Source organism: Telluria sp. ZB2R32 (assembly GCF_059685715.1).
Map to the genome: position 1 here is coordinate 23,407 of NZ_JCASIG010000001.1, position 15,484 is coordinate 38,890.

Annotated in this window: 12 protein-coding genes; 4 read left to right on the top strand and 8 right to left on the bottom strand. The window is 65.6% G+C overall.

Annotated elements, in window-relative coordinates; genetic code table 11:
- Positions 1-62: 62 nt before the first annotated feature.
- The 5 genes from serS to AC56LG_RS00130 form a co-directional block, all read right to left on the bottom strand.
- Positions 63-1,358 carry a serine--tRNA ligase gene (gene serS, locus AC56LG_RS00110; protein ID WP_497164119.1) on the bottom strand — a complete coding sequence of 432 codons (1,296 nt, stop codon included), beginning with the start codon at positions 1,356-1,358 and terminating at the stop codon, positions 63-65.
- Between the two features lie 97 nt (positions 1,359-1,455).
- On the bottom strand, positions 1,456-2,760 hold the full coding sequence (locus AC56LG_RS00115) for a replication-associated recombination protein A (RefSeq protein WP_497164120.1): 1,305 nt from the start codon (positions 2,758-2,760) through the stop codon (positions 1,456-1,458).
- Positions 2,761-2,943: 183 nt separating this feature from the next.
- Entirely contained in the window at positions 2,944-3,582 is a 639-nt protein-coding gene (locus AC56LG_RS00120) for a TonB family protein (protein ID WP_497164121.1), read from the bottom strand.
- 36 nt (positions 3,583-3,618) lie between these two features.
- Positions 3,619-4,248 carry an outer membrane lipoprotein chaperone LolA gene (gene lolA, locus AC56LG_RS00125; RefSeq protein ID WP_497164122.1) on the bottom strand — a complete coding sequence of 210 codons (630 nt, stop codon included), beginning with the start codon at positions 4,246-4,248 and terminating at the stop codon, positions 3,619-3,621.
- Between the two features lie 107 nt (positions 4,249-4,355).
- Entirely contained in the window at positions 4,356-6,860 is a 2,505-nt protein-coding gene (locus AC56LG_RS00130) for a DNA translocase FtsK (protein WP_497164123.1), read from the bottom strand.
- A gap of 182 nt (positions 6,861-7,042) precedes the next feature.
- Here AC56LG_RS00130 and trxB point away from each other — a divergent pair, with 182 nt between their 5' ends.
- The 4 genes from trxB (at position 7,043) to AC56LG_RS00150 (ending at position 11,805) form a co-directional block, all read left to right on the top strand.
- Positions 7,043-8,008: a thioredoxin-disulfide reductase gene (gene trxB / locus AC56LG_RS00135; RefSeq protein WP_497164124.1), complete on the top strand. Its 966-nt coding sequence runs from the start codon at positions 7,043-7,045 to the stop codon at positions 8,006-8,008.
- A gap of 19 nt (positions 8,009-8,027) precedes the next feature.
- The gene (locus AC56LG_RS00140) at positions 8,028-8,687 is read left to right on the top strand and encodes a Smr/MutS family protein (RefSeq protein ID WP_497164125.1); all 660 of its coding nucleotides are present in this window, start codon (positions 8,028-8,030) and stop codon (positions 8,685-8,687) included.
- 191 nt (positions 8,688-8,878) lie between these two features.
- Positions 8,879-11,068 (top strand): ATP-binding protein, encoded by a 2,190-nt coding sequence (locus tag AC56LG_RS00145; RefSeq protein ID WP_497164126.1) that lies wholly within the window; start codon positions 8,879-8,881, stop codon positions 11,066-11,068.
- A gap of 128 nt (positions 11,069-11,196) precedes the next feature.
- A complete protein-coding gene (locus AC56LG_RS00150) occupies positions 11,197-11,805 on the top strand; it encodes a trimeric intracellular cation channel family protein (protein WP_192054788.1) in 609 nt (202 codons plus the stop codon).
- A gap of 7 nt (positions 11,806-11,812) precedes the next feature.
- On the opposite strand, the gene AC56LG_RS00155 is transcribed toward AC56LG_RS00150, so the two are convergent.
- The 3 genes from AC56LG_RS00155 to AC56LG_RS00165 form a co-directional block, all read right to left on the bottom strand.
- A complete protein-coding gene (locus tag AC56LG_RS00155) occupies positions 11,813-13,486 on the bottom strand; it encodes an ATP-binding protein (RefSeq protein ID WP_497164127.1) in 1,674 nt (557 codons plus the stop codon).
- Positions 13,479-15,062, bottom strand: a complete 1,584-nt coding sequence (locus AC56LG_RS00160; RefSeq protein ID WP_497164128.1) for an ATPase domain-containing protein — start codon at positions 15,060-15,062, stop codon at positions 13,479-13,481. The genes AC56LG_RS00155 and AC56LG_RS00160 overlap by 8 nt, the downstream gene beginning before the upstream one ends.
- A gap of 66 nt (positions 15,063-15,128) precedes the next feature.
- Positions 15,129-15,467, bottom strand: coding sequence for a P-II family nitrogen regulator (locus AC56LG_RS00165; protein WP_192054780.1), 339 nt, complete (start codon positions 15,465-15,467; stop codon positions 15,129-15,131).
- Positions 15,468-15,484 lie beyond the last annotated feature (17 nt).

A 15,484-nucleotide genomic window follows, 5' to 3' on the forward strand; every position in this document is an offset into this window, starting at 1 on the left:
ACCGGTCGCTTGTTTGCGAGAGGCCACATTATAGCAGCCGTTCGCGAAAACGGAAGAGCTATTTACGCGGAAGCAGCCAAACGCTCCAGGCCGCCCATGTACGGCCGCAGCACGTCGGGAATCACCACGCTGCCGTCCGCCTGCTGGTAGTTCTCCAGCACCGCCACCAGCGTGCGGCCGACGGCCAGGCCGGAGCCGTTCAGGGTGTGCAGCAGTTCCGGCTTGTTCTGGGCGTTGCGGAAGCGCGCGCCCATGCGGCGGGCCTGGAAGGCTTCCATGTTCGACAGCGAGGAAATCTCGCGGTAGGTATTTTGCGCCGGCAGCCAGACTTCCAGGTCGAAGGTCTTGGCGGCGCCGAAGCCCATGTCGCCGGTGCACAGCGACATTACGCGGTACGGCAGGCCGAGCGACTGCAGGATGAATTCGGCGTGGCCGACCATCTCGTCGAGCGCCGCGTACGATTGTTCGGGATGGGCGATCTGGACCATCTCGACCTTGTCGAACTGGTGCTGGCGGATCATGCCGCGCGTGTCGCGGCCGTAGCTGCCGGCTTCCGAGCGGAAGCATGGGGTGTGCGCGGTCATCCTGATCGGCAGCGCATCCAGCGGCACGATCTCGTCGCGCACGACGTTGGTCAGCGTGACTTCCGAGGTCGGGATCAGGTAGAAGGTCTCGCCCTCGCCTTCCACGCCGCCCTTCTTCACCGAGAACAGGTCTTCCTCGAACTTCGGCAACTGGCCGGTGCCACGCAGCGAATCGGCGTTGACCATGTACGGCGTGTAGCACTCGAGGTAGCCGTGCTTGTCGGTATGCGTGTCGAGCATGTACTGCGCCAGCGCGCGGTGCAGGCGCGCGATGCCGCCCTTCATGACCGAGAAGCGCGAACCGGTCAGCTTGGTCGCGGTGTCGAAGTCCAGGCCCAGCTTGGCGCCGATGTCGACGTGGTCTTTTACTTCGAAGTCGAAGTGTGGGGGCGTGCCGACCTTGCGCACTTCGACGTTGCCCGACTCGTCGACGCCGGCCGGGACCGATTCGTGCGGCAGGTTCGGGATCGCCGCCATGAAGTCGGCCATCTTGCGCTGGACTTCACCGAGCGCGACTTCGTTGGCTTTCAGTTCGTCGCCCAGGCCCGCCACTTCCGCCATCACGCCGGCGGTGTCCTCGCCCTTGCCCTTCAACATGCCGATCTGCTTGGACAGCGAATTGCGCTTGCCCTGCAGTTCTTCGGTGCGGGTCTGGAGCGACTTGCGCTCGGCTTCGATCGCATTGAAGCCAGCCACGTCGAGCTGGAATTTGCGCGCGGCCAGGCGCGCGGCGACGGTGTCGATGTCCTTGCGGAGGAGTTGGATATCTATCATTGTGGGCTATCGTAGGATGGGTTGGGACAGCGGTATGTCGCGCAGTTTGTCTAATCTGCAATTGTACCAAGTAGATAGCGGTTCTTGAGACCCCGATTCAGCGCTCGTTCGCGTCCGCATCCAGCTGGCGCAGGAAGGCCAGCTTTTCCGCCACCTTGGCCTCCACGCCGCGCGGCACCGGCTGGTACCAACGCGGCTCCGGCATGCCCTCGGGCAGGTAGGTTTCGCCGGCGGCATACGCGTTCGGCTCGTCGTGGGCGTAGCGGTATTCATGGCCGTAGCCGAGCTCCTTCATGAGCTTGGTCGGGGCATTGCGCAGGTGGACCGGCACTTCGCGCGACTTGTCCTTGCGCACAAAAGCCATGGCGGCGTTGAAGGCGTTGTAGCCGGCATTGCTCTTGGCGGCGATGGCGAGATAGACCACGGCCTGCCCCAGCGCCAGTTCGCCCTCGGGCGAGCCGAGGCGCTCGTAGGTGGTGGCGGCGTCGTTGGCGATCTGCAGCGCGCGCGGGTCGGCCAGGCCGATGTCCTCCCAGGCCATGCGCACGATGCGGCGCGACAGGTACTTGGCGTCGGCGCCGCCATCGAGCATGCGGCACAGCCAGTACAGGGCCGCGTCCGGATGCGAGCCGCGCACCGACTTGTGCAGGGCCGAGATCTGGTCGTAGAAATTGTCGCCGCCTTTGTCGAAGCGGCGCGAATTGAGGGTCAGGGCGTTGTCGACGAATTCGCCGGTAATCGTCGTGATGCCGCTCGTCTCGGCCGAGGTCTTGGTCTGCTCGAGCAGGTTCAGGAAGCGGCGGGCGTCGCCGTCGGCGTAGCCGATCAGGGTCGAAATCGCGATCTCGTCGAATTTCAGATGCGCGAGCACGCGCTGCTGGGCGCGCGCCAGCAGCTGGCGCATCTCGTCGTCGTTCAGCGCTTTCAGCACGTACACCTGCGAGCGCGACAGCAGCGCCGAGTTCACCTCGAACGACGGGTTTTCGGTGGTGGCGCCGATCAGCGTCACCAGGCCCGATTCGACGAAGGGCAGCAAGGCGTCCTGCTGCGACTTGTTAAAGCGGTGGATCTCGTCGATGAACAGGATCGTGTGCTTGCCGCGCGCCAGGTACTGCTCGGCCTGCTCGACCGAGGCGCGGATGTCCTTCACGCCCGAGAGCACCGCCGACAGCGCGATGAATTCGCAATCGAAGGCGTAGGCCGTGAGGCGCGCGAGCGTGGTCTTGCCGACGCCGGGCGGCCCCCACAGGATCATCGAGTGCGGCTTGCCGGACTTGAACACCAGGTTCAGCGGCTTGCCGGGCCCGAGCAGATGGCTCTGGCCGATCACTTCGTCGATGGTGCGCGGACGCAGGGCTTCGGCCAGCGGCGCGGCCGGTTCGTTACGGAACAGGTCATCCACGGCGGACTCCGGTGGCGCGGGACGCAGGCATGGCAATCAGCAGTTTGTTGTACATGCGGCTAGTGTAGCCGATGCCGCGCTCAGGGCTGCGCGAGCATCGGACGATCGCGCCGGCCACGCAGGTCGACTTGCGCACGACGCTTGCTTGTCGATGCCGGCAACTGACGCAATCCCGCCCGAGGGTCACTTCAGCAAGACCCGGCCGTAAACCGTCTTGTCGCGCGAGTCGGCGATGCCCGGCGCCAACGTGAACTTGCAGCTTTGCAGGTAGGCGATGGCCTCGGCGGCCAGGTCGGCCGGAACCGTGCCGCGCTCGGCCCGGGTGTATTGGGGCGTTCCGTCCGGACGGACCAGCGAGCGCACCAGGATGCCGTCCGGACCGCTGGGCGTGCGGTCGAACACCCTGAAACCGGCGAAGCGCTCGGATGGCGCACAGCTGTCTGGAACGAGGATGCGCCGCCCGGGCGGCGTGTCGAGCGACCACACGTACTCGAAGCGATGGCGCGTCGTGGTGTCCCGCACCGGCGCCTTCGTCTTGCAGCCCTCGAACATCTCGACCGTGAAACGGTCGAGCGTTTGCCAGCCGCTCGATTGCTTGACGACGATATCGAGCGGGCGGCCGTCGGCGCCGAGGCTGAATTCCAGCTGCGTCTTCCCTTCGAGCACGTACGATACCGCCTCGAATGGATATTCAACGACACCGCACTGCATCCACGGGGCAGTCGGCTTGGCCGGGACGGACGGCTCCTCGGTGGGCGCCGCCTGGGCAAGGAAACTGGCGACGTTCAGGGCGATCAGGCAGCACAGCGGTTTTACGTGCATTCGGTCATCCGTTCGAGCCTGCCTGGCGCTCGTCGATCAGTTGTTGTTGACTTCGGCGCCCTTGGGAATCTCGAACTTGAACTGCTGGGCGCCGAGCGATGGGTTACGCTGGAAACTTGTAAATTTTAATACAGAAGTTTGCCCAAAGGTATCTTTAAGTTCCATCGCTTCCGGCGTGCCGTTCTTCAGGCCGATGCTGATCTGCTCGAAGGTGGTGTCCTTCGCTTTCGGGACGGCGTTGAGCCATTCGAGGCCGTCGCGGGTGCCCGCTTCGGACAGGGTGAAGTTCTTTTCCAGGTCGTTGCTGCCGAACAGGATCGCCGCGGGTGAGGAGCCGAGCGCGTTGCCGAGTTTCCTGACGGTGACCTGGTTCAGGTCCTTGTCGTAGATGTAGAGCGAGTCGCCGTCGGCCTGCAGCAGCTGGTCGTAGGGCTTGGTGTAGTTCCAGATGAACTTGCCGGGGCGGGCGAAGACGAAGGTGCCGCTCGAGACGGGCGAGATCTTGCCGGTCTGGGATTTGCGTTGTTGTTGCTGGGTGAATTCGCCCTTTGCCGCTTTCGTGGTGGCGACGAAGGATTTGAACTGGTCGAGGGCGGTGGCGTGGGCGGCGCCGGACAAGGCCAGGGTAATAGTGGCGATCAGGGCGATTTTGTTTTGGGCGATCATTGGGGTCCTTTTTCAGTGTGCGGTGTGCATGGGTATGACCGCGTGGGCACGAGTGCCCACCCTACGTTACACATCGGTAGCAGTCAGTACGGAAGCGAACGAGCCGCTTATTCGGCCTGGGTCGCCGGCACGAGGATGTCGCGGTTGCCGTTGCTTTGCATCGGCGAGACGACGCCGCTGTTTTCCATCTGCTCGAGCAGGCGCGCGGCGCGGTTGTAGCCGATGCGCAGGTGGCGCTGCACCAGCGAGATCGAGGCGCGGCGGTTTTTCAGCACCACGGCGACGGCCTGGTCGTACATGGCGTCGGACTCGCCGCCGCCCTCGCCCGCCGCTTCGCCGCCAGCGCCACCCTCTTCCAGCGTGCCGCCTTCCAGGATGCCTTCAATGTAATTCGGTTCGCCCAGCGACTGAAGGTGTTTTACAACTCGATGCACTTCGTCGTCCGAGACGAAGGCGCCGTGCACGCGCACCGGCAGGCCGGTACCGGGCGGCATGTAGAGCATGTCGCCCATGCCCAGCAGCGCTTCGGCGCCCATCTGGTCGAGAATGGTGCGCGAGTCGATCTTGGATGACACCTGGAACGCGATGCGGGTCGGGATGTTGGCCTTGATCAGGCCGGTGATCACGTCGACCGACGGGCGCTGCGTCGCCAGGATCAGGTGGATGCCGGCGGCGCGCGCCTTTTGCGCGATACGGGCGATCAGCTCTTCGACCTTTTTACCGACCACCATCATCAGGTCGGCCAATTCGTCGATGATGATGACGATCGTCGGCAGCTTTTCCAGCGGCTCCGGATTGTCGGGCATGATCGAGAACGGGTTCGGGATGTGCTCTTCGCGCTTGTCCGCTTCGGCAATCTTGGTGTTGTAGCCGGCCAGGTTGCGCACGCCCAGCTTCGACATCAGCTTGTAGCGGCGCTCCATCTCGTTCACCGCCCAGTTCAGCGCATGGCCGGCCTGGCGCATGTCGGTCACGACCGGCGCCAGCAGGTGCGGGATGCCTTCGTACACCGACATTTCCAGCATCTTCGGATCGATCAGGATCAGGCGTACGTCGGCCGGGTCGGATTTATAGAGCAGCGACAGGATGGTCGCGTTGATGCCGACCGATTTACCGGAACCGGTGGTACCGGCCACCAGCAGGTGCGGCATCTTGGCCAGGTCGGCCACCACCGGCTTGCCGGCGATGTCCTTGCCCAGCGCGACGGTCAGGTTCGAGGCGCTGTCGTTGTACACCTTGGAACCGACAATTTCGGTCAGGCGCACGATCTGGCGCTTCGGATTCGGCAGTTCCAGCGCCATGTAGTTCTTGCCGGGGATGGTTTCCACCACGCGGATCGAGGTCAGCGACAGCGAACGCGCCAGGTCGCGCGCCAGGTTGACGATCTGGCTGCCCTTGACGCCGGTGGCCGGTTCGATTTCGTAGCGCGTGACGACCGGGCCCGGGAAGGCCGCCACGACCTTGGCTTCGACGCCGAAGTCGGACAGCTTTTTCTCGATCAGGCGGCTGGTGAATTCGAGCGTATCGACGCCGACGGTTTCCTGCACCGGCGGAGGTTCGTCCAGCAGCGACAACGGTGGCAGCGGCGAATCGCCCGGCAGGTCGCGGAAGAGCGGCGTCTGCTGTTCTTTCTGGGCGCGCTCGCCTTTGGGCACCGACATCATCTGCGGTTCGACGCGGATCGGTGGTGGTTCGCTCGGCATCGCCACGGTCTGGGCGGCGACCGCGTTCGGGCCGGCCGGCGCCGGCGCCGCCAGCGATGGGGCAACCCGTGCAGGCGTCGGCGTCTTGGCCAGCACAGGCGCCGGCTCATCGTCCTCATCGTCCAGTTGCGGCTCGGCGCGGCGTGGCGCGGCCGGCTTCTCGATGTGCTTCGCCCGTTCGGTCACCACCGCTTCGTCGCGCGCGACGGCCGCGGCCTCGCCCTGGCGGCGGTCTTCGCGGTCTTCCACGCGCAGGCGGAACCAGTCCATCGCGCCTTCGAAGCTGGCGCCGATGCGCTCGGCCACGGCCAGCCACGACACCTGGAAGAACAGCGAAAAGCCGAGGCCGAACAACAGCAACAGCAGCAGGGTCGCGCCGGTGAAGCCGAAGGCGACCTGCGAGGAATGGCCCAGCAGCTGGCCCAGCACCCCGCCCGGGGCGCGCGGCAATTCGACGTCCCAGGACCACATGCGCAGGTATTCGAGGCCCATGCTGCCCGTAAACATCAGGGCGAAACCGATCCAGCGGACGATGAATTCGTCCTGGTGTTCGGGTTCGGCCGGCACGGGCAGCTTGTCGGTCAGGCGCAGGTAGCCGCGCCAGACGGTGCGCAGGAACAGCGCACCCCACCACCAGGCGGAAAAGCCGAAGATGTAGAGCAGCAGGTCGGCCAGCCAGGCGCCGGCCTTGCCGCCCAGGTTGGTAATGACCGGCACCACGTTCTCGTGCGACCAGCCCGGATCGGCCTTGTTATAGCTCAACAATATCAACACAAAATACAGGAAAGCGACGGCCATGGCGATCCAGCGCGCCTCCAGCAGGAGACGGGCAAGACGGCGCGGCATCGGCGATCGCGGGGACGGATGACGGGGGGGTGTCGGGGACTGGGCGGTACTCTTCTTGCTCATGCTGCGAGGGGCTGATGTGTTCGCTTTTGCGGAATCCGGTCATTCTAAGCCATATGGACGCGCGAGGCCCGCGATTCATGCTCATGCGCATCATCGTCTATAATCGACGTCGTATTCGGGCACCTTGATTTATCCCAGCCCCGTCCCCAGTTTCTCACTTCTTAACGATTACCTCGCACCCCATGACCACTAAGAAACACGCCAAAGTCCTGATCCTCGGTTCCGGTCCCGCCGGCTACAGCGCCGCCGTCTACGCCGCACGCGCCAACTTGAGCCCGATGCTGGTGACCGGCGTCGAACAGGGCGGCCAGCTGATGACCACGACCGACGTCGAGAACTGGCCGGGCGACCCGCTGGGCGTGCAAGGTCCGGAACTGATGGCGCGCCTGCTGCAGCACGCCGAGCGTTTCAATACCGAAATCGTGTTCGACCACATCCACACGACCTACCTCAACGAAAAACCGATCCGCCTGGTCGGCGACTCGCACGAATTCACCTGCGACGCCCTGATCATCGCCACCGGCGCCTCGGCCCAGTACCTCGGCCTGGAATCGGAACAGGCCTTCATGGGCCGCGGCGTGTCGGCTTGCGCCACCTGCGACGGCTTCTTCTACCGCAACCAGGAAGTGGCGGTCATCGGCGGCGGCAATACCGCGGTCGAGGAAGCGCTGTATTTGGCCGGTATCGCCTCGAAAGTCACCCTGATTCACCGCCGCGACAAGTTCCGCGCCGAGCCGATCCTGGTCGACCGCCTGATGCACAAGGTTGGCGAAGGCAAGATTGTGCTGGAACTGAACCAGACGCTGGACGAAGTCCTGGGCGACAACAGCGGCGTCACCGGCCTGCGCCTGAAGTCGGCTGCGAATGGCGAGAGCAAGGACCTGACCGTGCATGGTCTGTTCGTGGCGATCGGCCACAAGCCGAACACGATGATCTTCGAAGGCCAGCTCGAGATGCACAATGGCTACATCAAAACCCGCAGCGGTACCGAAGGCATGGCCACCGCCACCAGCGTGCCGGGCGTGTTCGCGGCCGGCGACGTGCAGGACCACATCTACCGCCAGGCGATCACCAGCTCGGGTACCGGCTGCATGGCCGCGCTCGATGCGCAGCGTTACCTGGAAGCCCTGGAAGACGACCAGAAATAACAGGAACACGATGGCGGGCATGAAAGACTTCGGCGATTTGAAATCCTTCCGCGACCAGCTGAAGGAAGACGAGCGCGTGCGCGCCATCGAAGCGGCCGAGCGCGAGCGGCGCGAGCGCATTGCGCGTGAACGCGCCATCGAATTCCGCAGCGCGATGGACGGCGTGAAAAAGATGCCGGAGTCGAACCGCTACGTCTACCGCCCGGTGCAGGAAGCGCTGCTGCGCGAGCAGCCGGCCAAACGCGTGCTGTCCCAGGAAGAGGACGACGCCCTCGTGCTGCAGCAGTCGCTCTCCGACATGTTCGACGTCGATGGCCTGCTGGAGGACAATCCGACGCTTTCGTACGCGAAGGCAGGCGTCGGCCCCGATGTGGTGAAAAAGCTGCGCAAGCGCCACTGGCCGATCCAGGACGAACTCGACCTGCATGGCATGACGCGCGACACCGCGCGCGGCCAGCTGGGTGACTTCGTGGGGCGCTGGGTACGCCGCGGCGTGCGCTGCGTGCGCATCATCCACGGCATCGGCTACGGCTCGCCCAACGGCGAGCCGGTGCTGCGCTCGGTCGTGCACAGCTGGCTGGTGCAGCTCGACGAGGTCGTCGCCTTTTGCGGGGCGGGCCGGAAAGAAGGCGGCCACGGCGCGCTGATCGTGCTGCTCAAACCTGTTCTCGACCGATAATTGCAGTTCCCGCCGCTACCGGGATACAACACTTTCCCTAAAACAATAATGTACCGGCGACACCGAATCGGCTGTCGTTGTAGAATTTCGCCATTGCCGCACACGTATATGCATGTGCTCCGTCCGGGGTCCGGATCAGCCTGAGCGCCCACTATAAGGGAAGACCATTGAAGTCCAGTACGATCGCTCCCATGTCCGCGCCGGTCCTGGTCGACCTGCAGTCCTGTGCCGAGGAACCGATTCACATTCCCGGATTCATCCAGCCGCACGGCTTCCTGCTGTTCTTTGGCCTGGACGGTGCGCTCGAGGGCTGGAGCGATAACGCCCCCGGCGAACTGGGCCTGCTGGCGATCGGCCAGAGCGCCGCCGTCCTGCCCTTGCCCGCGCTTGCCGCCGAACTGATCGCCGAGTGCGTCGACGGCCAGATGGAAGGCGAATATGCGCCCGCCTTTGGCGCCGTCGAACTGGGCGGCGCGGACTACGACTGCATCGTGCACGCCACGCACGGGCGCATCGTCGCCGAGTTCGAAACGCGCGACGTTCCCGCCGATGCGGTGGCCCTGTTCGCCGTCAAGGCGCACAGCTCGATCGAGCGCGTGCGACGCCAGAAGACGGTCGATGCCCTGCTGGAAACGGCCGTGCGCCAGGTGCGCGAATTCACGGGTTTCGACCGCGTCATGGCCTACCGTTTCCGCGAGGACGACAGCGGCGACGTCGTCGCCGAGGCGCGCCGCGAGGACCTGGTGCCCTACGTCGGCCAGCGCTATCCGGCCAGCGACATCCCGGCCCAGGCGCGCCGCATGTACATCCTGACGACGCTGCGCATGATCGGCAACGTCGGCTACGCCCCGGTGCCGATGCTGGGGGAGCCCGGCGCCCAGCCGCTCGACATGAGCTACAGCGTGCTGCGCAGCGTCTCGCCGATCCACGTCGAATACCTGCAGAACATGGGCGTGTGCGCCTCGATGAGCGTATCGATCGTGATCAACGGCCGCCTCTGGGGTTTGCTGGCCTGCCACCACATGGCGCCGAAACAGGTGCCTTACACGATCCGCATGGCGGCCGACGTGCTGGCCCAGGTGATGGCATCGACCATCCAGGGCATCGAGGCGCGCCAGGACGCGGAACTGGTCGAACAGGCGGCGCAGGTGCGCACCAGCCTGGTCGAGTCGCTGCTGGTCGAAGAGGAACCGCTGGACGCGCTGGCGCGCCACGCGGCGGACCTGCAAAAAGCGACAGGCGCGCACGCCATGGTCTGCGTCCATAACGGCAAGATCGCCAGTTTCGGTGCGATCGAACGCGTCACCGCGGAAGCGATCGTGCATGCGCTACCCGGGGACGCCAGCGACCTGCTGGTGCGCGACAAGCAGGACGACTGGCCGCTTGCGCTGCAACCGGTGCTCGGCAAGTGGGTCGGCATGCTGGGCCTGCCCTTCGACCCGCCCGGCGGCGGCTGGTGCCTGCTGCTGCGCACCGAGCAGATCGAGCAGGTGGCCTGGGCCGGGCGTCCGGAAAAGACCATCACCTTCGGCCCGCTGGGCGCGCGCCTGACCCCGCGCGGCTCGTTCGACGCCTGGCACGAAACCGTGCTTGGGCACGCCCAGCCGTGGGAAGCGCCGGTGCAGTCGCATGCGCGCCTGATGCTGTCCGAACTGCTGCGCGCCTCGAACGCACGCCGCGCCCAGACCGAATCGACCCGCGCCCAGCTGCTGGCGATGCTGGGCCACGACCTGCGCGACCCGCTCCATTCGATCAACATGGCCGGCACCCTGCTCGAACGCAGCAATGGCGGCGGCAACCAGCCGACGCTGGGCAAGCGCATCCAGTCCTCGAGCAACCGCATGCAGCGCCTGATCGGGCAAGTGCTCGACATGAGCCGCATCGACGGCAACCTGGGGCTGGGCATGACGATGGGACCGGTCGACCTGGCGGCGCTGGTGGAAGACCTGGTCGACGAAATGGCCCTGGCCTATCCCGGCATTAATTATACGTATGCCAATCCCGGGCCGACCCCGATTCGCGCCGACGCCGGGCGCATCGCGCAGGTGGTGTCGAACCTGCTCAGCAACGCGCGCCATCACGGCAAGGTCGGCGGGCCGATCGACGTCACGCTGACCGTCAACGCCGGCTGGGCAACGATCGACGTGATGAACGAAGGCGAACCGATCCCGGAAGACCAGGCGGCGACGCTGTTCAATCCGTTCAAGCGCACTTCGCTGCATAACCCGCGCAACCGCACGGGCATGGGCCTGGGACTGTATATCGTCGCCACCATCGTGCGCGAGCACGCGGGCGAGATCAGTTACCACCATGCGAACGGGCACGTGGTCTTCAGCGTGCGCCTGCCGCTGGCCGACACCGGGCGCGCCGAAGCGACCTGATTGCATTGTTGGCCGACGCGTAGGGTGGGCGGCGCGAGTGCCGCGTGAATGCAGATGAACGGGTGTAGCCGCCCACCCTACGTCACGGCATGTTAGGCTAGCAACATGCTCACTGAATAGCCTGCTGCATGACCCTCATCAAGTTCATCGAAATCATGGCGATCCTGGTCGGCGCCTTTTCCGGCTTCATCGAAGCGCGCCGCAAGCGCATGGACCTGGTCGGTGTTTTCACGGTCGCCTTCATCGCGGCCTTCGGCGGCGGCACCCTGCGCGACATCCTGCTCGACCGCCGCCCGCTGTTCTGGGTCACGCACCAGGAATACGCGATCGCCATCTTCGTGCTGGCCCTGATCGCCTCCCCGCTGATCCGCACGCTGCGTCACATCGTCTCCGAACGCCTGATCGTGATTGCCGACGCCGTCGGCCTGGGCCTGTTCTCGATCGCCGGCACCTCGGCGGCGCTGGACGCCAACATGCCGCTGTTCATCGCCTCGATGATGGGCGTGATCACGGGGATCTTCGGCGGCGTGTTGCGCGACATCGTCTGTAACGAAGTGCCGATGGTGTTCAGGGACGGCAAGCCGTATGCGCTGTGCGCCTTCCTCGGCAACTGGATGTTCCTGCTGCTGGGACTGTATGCGAATGTCTCGCATGACTTCGCACTGTGGACCAGCGCGCTGTCGATCAGCGTGATGCGGCTGGTGACGTGGAAGTTCGATATCCAGATGGGGCGCTGAAGCATCATCACGCCGCCCGCGCAGGGGCCGCCGGCACCAGGCGCGCGATCGCCTGGCCCAATGCTTCGCGCGAGTACGGCTTGGCGAGCATGACGATGTCGAGGCCTTCGAGCCGTTCGCTGGCGACCGCATAGCCGCTGGCGAGCAGCACCGGCAGGCCGGGATGGCTGTTGCGCAGCGCGCGCGCCAGGTCGATCCCATCCATTTCCCCGGGCATCATCACATCCGAGAACACCAGGTCGAATTCCCGCAGCGGCTGCTCCAGCGCCGCGGCCGCATCCGGCACCAGGTGGGCCTTGCAGCCGAGGACGCCGAGCAGTGCAAGGCCGGCCTCGGCCACTTCCGGATCGTCTTCCACGTACAGCACCCGCAAGTCCTGCATCGGTGCCAGGCCCGGAGCCGCGGCGCTCTCCGCCGCTAGCGCGGCCGTGCGCCCGCTGCGCGGCAGCAGGATCGACACCGTCGTTCCGGCCGGCGTGGTGTCGATCCAGGCGGTGCCGCCGGACTGGCAGGCAAAGCCATGCACCTGGCTCAGTCCAAGACCGGTGCCGGCGCCGACCTGCTTGGTGGTGAAGAAGGGCTCGAACGCGTGCCGCGCGACCTCCGGCGCCATGCCGGTGCCATTGTCGGCGACGGAGAGCCAGACAAAATCGCCGCGCAAGTCGGTGCCGGTATCGACCCGGGCCGAGGGCAGGGCCAGGTTGTGCGCGTCGAGTACCACCTGCCCGCCGCGCGGCAAGGCGTCGCGTGCGTTAACGACCAGGTTCAGCAGCGCCACCTCGAGCTGGGTCGGGTCGGCGTCCGCCTGCCACAGCCCCGGCGCGACCTCGAGCCTGAGCACCGTCTGTTCGCGCAGGGATTGCCGCAGCAGGTCCGCCATGGCGTCGAGCTGGCTTTCGATATCGAGCGGACCGGCCGCCAGTGCCTGGCGCCGCCCGAAGGCAAGCAGCTGCTGGGTCAGTTTGGCGCCGCGCGCGGTGGCGCGCTCGATCGCCTGCAAGGCGCGCTGGAAGGCTTCGCTGCCGGGCTTCACGAGCGGCAGCAAGGTGGCCGACCCCTGCACTACCTGCAACAGGTTGTTGAAGTCGTGCGCGACGCCGCCGGTCAGGCGCCCGAGCGCCTCGAGCTTGCGCGCTTCGGCGAGAGCGCTCTCGGCGCGCTTGCGCGTCTCGACTTCGTCCAGCAACTGTGTGGTGCGTTCCTGCACGCGCTGCTCGAGCAGCGCGGCCGCGGCCTGCAGGTTCTGCATCTGGTCGCGCACCGTGTACTGCCAGGCGCGCGCACGGCAGGACGACTCGAACGCGGCATACAGCAGATCGGCCGAGCAAGGCCGCTGCAGCACCGTCAGGTTGGCGAACCGGCGCAGGAAGCGCCACTGCCTGCCCGCGCCGGCGCGCATCGCCTCGGAACTCAGGACAATGGATGGCAGGTCCGACCAGCCCGGCTGTGCGCCGAGGGCCGCCGCCAGCGGGTCGGCCCAGGTCTCCAGCACTTCCTCGGTCAACACCAGCAGCGTCAAGGCTTCGTCGGATACGGCCGCGACGACGTCCTCGGCCGACGCGCAGATGCTGACCCAGGCGCCCCATTTACGGAACAGCCGGGCCAGCGTCGGGGCATCGTTGCCGGAAGGCGCGCAGATGGCGACGCTGGCCGGCCAATCGGATTTGCGCGGATCAGTCATCGGCCGCGGTCGTATCGGGCGTCGTCCCTGGCGCAGGGCGCGGCTCGCCGGTCAGGACGCCTTCCATGCCCGCGATCTGGCCGCCGACGCACACGCCGCCGGCATTCAGCGAAAATTCGCGGATCATCGTTTCATGGTGCCCCGGGCGCTTCTTGAGGACGGAAATCGCCTTGCGGATGTCGCCGTCCGACTCGAAAAAGCGCAGCAGCACGACCGTGTCGCTGAGGAAGCCGACGTCGAGCGGATCGTGGACATTGTCCAGCAAGCCCGACTGGCCCACGATCAGGATCGTCAGCACGCCCCGGTTCGACAGGTAGCTGAGCAACTCGTGCATCTGCAGCAGCAAGGAGGTTTCCTCGTGCATGGTTTCGAGATACGAGTTCACGCTGTCGATGACGACCACGGCGGCGTCGTGGTCCTCGACCTGGCGCCTGACCTTCCAGATGAATTCGCCGGGCGAGATGCGCGAGGGATTAATGCGCTCCCAGAAAATCCTGCCGTCGCCGATGGCATCGGATGCGCGCATCGACAGGCCGTTGGCGCGGTCCAGCAGCGTTTCCTTGGTTTCGTCGAACGCGAAATAGGCGACGTGTTCGCCCTGCTCCGCCGCCACGTTGGCGTACTGGAGGGCGAGCGAGGATTTGCCGGACCCGGTCGGCCCGAGGATCATGACCGAGGTGCCGCGCGCGAGGCCGCCGCCGAGCATCTGGTCGAGCGCGGGGATCCGGCTGCCGACCACGCCCGGCGATGCCTGCTTGACGTGCTCGTCGGCGATCAGGCTCGGGAACACGTAGACTTCCCTGCCGGTGATGGCGAAGTCGTGCCACCCGCTCTGGAAATCGGCGCCGCGCATTTTCACTACGCGCAGGCGCCGCCGGGCCGCGCCGAATTCGCGCTCGCGCTGCTCGAGCGTGATGACGCCGTGGACCGTTCCCTGCAGGTCGTACTGGCGTGGATCGTCGGTCAGGTCGTCCATCAGCATCGTCGTGCATGCCTGCTTGAGCAGGTACTGCTTGAGGACGACGATCTGGCGCCGGTAGCGCATCGGGTCGTTGGCGACCATGCGCAATTCGGACATCGAATCGATGACGACGCGCACGGGCGCGCATGCGTCGATGATGTCGGTGATCAGCGCGATGGTTTCGCCCAGTTCCGCTTCGGACGGGAACAACACGCTTTGCTGGCGCTCCAGGTTGACCTCGGCGGGCACGACTTCGCGCAATTCGATGCCGTCCAGCGACCAGCCATGGCTGGCGGCGGTAGCGCGCAGTTCCGCGACCGTCTCGGAGAGCGAGATATAGCAGCAGGCCTCGCCCTTGTCGCGGCCATCAATCAGGAAGCGCAGCCCGAGCGTGGTCTTGCCCGAACCCGGGCGGCCCTCGACCAGGTGCACGCGCGAGCGCGGCAAGCCGCCGCGCAGTACCAGGTCGAGTTCCGGGATGCCGGTATGGATTTTTTCAATGTCGCTCACGTCGCTTCTCCTCACCTCGAACGGGAGAGCGGAACCCGCACCCGAGGTCTTGTCAGTTGCAATTAATGCAATGAGGATAACGTAGATTAGCCAGCGTACGGACAAGGGCGCGTCTCGCCTTCATGCAAGACTGCGCCTACACGAGGTTACAGGAATCGCGGCTGGTGCGGCTTACACCGCGTCGGCGCCGGTCTCGCCGGTGCGGATGCGAATCACCTGCTGCACATCCTGCACGAAGATCTTGCCGTCGCCGATCTTGCCGGTGCGCGCCGCCTTGATGATGGCGTCAACCACCTGGTCGACCACGGCGTCGTCCACCACCACCTCGATCTTCACCTTCGGCAGGAAGTCGACCACGTATTCGGCGCCGCGATACAGTTCGGTATGGCCCTTCTGGCGGCCGAAACCCTTCACTTCGGTGACGGTCAGGCCGGTGACGTTCACGTCGGCCAGCGCTTCGCGCACTTCGTCGAGTTTGAACGGCTTGATTACGCAGGTAATCTGTTTCATGTCTGCTCCAGTTTCAG

Bases quoted from the DNA above. Each gene is read 5' to 3' on its own strand.
- lolA (WP_497164122.1), bottom strand. From the start codon at position 4,248: ATGATCGCCCAAAACAAAATCGCCCTGATCGCCACTATTACCCTGGCC.
- AC56LG_RS00120 (WP_497164121.1), bottom strand. From the start codon at position 3,582: ATGCACGTAAAACCGCTGTGCTGCCTGATCGCCCTGAACGTCGCCAGT.
- AC56LG_RS00150 (WP_192054788.1), top strand. From the start codon at position 11,197: ATGACCCTCATCAAGTTCATCGAAATCATGGCGATCCTGGTCGGCGCC.
- AC56LG_RS00140 (WP_497164125.1), top strand. From the start codon at position 8,028: ATGAAAGACTTCGGCGATTTGAAATCCTTCCGCGACCAGCTGAAGGAA.
- AC56LG_RS00165 (WP_192054780.1), bottom strand. From the start codon at position 15,467: ATGAAACAGATTACCTGCGTAATCAAGCCGTTCAAACTCGACGAAGTG.
- AC56LG_RS00155 (WP_497164127.1), bottom strand. From the start codon at position 13,486: ATGACTGATCCGCGCAAATCCGATTGGCCGGCCAGCGTCGCCATCTGC.
- serS (WP_497164119.1), bottom strand. From the start codon at position 1,358: ATGATAGATATCCAACTCCTCCGCAAGGACATCGACACCGTCGCCGCG.
- AC56LG_RS00145 (WP_497164126.1), top strand. From the start codon at position 8,879: ATGTCCGCGCCGGTCCTGGTCGACCTGCAGTCCTGTGCCGAGGAACCG.
- trxB (WP_497164124.1), top strand. From the start codon at position 7,043: ATGACCACTAAGAAACACGCCAAAGTCCTGATCCTCGGTTCCGGTCCC.
- AC56LG_RS00130 (WP_497164123.1), bottom strand. From the start codon at position 6,860: ATGAGCAAGAAGAGTACCGCCCAGTCCCCGACACCCCCCCGTCATCCG.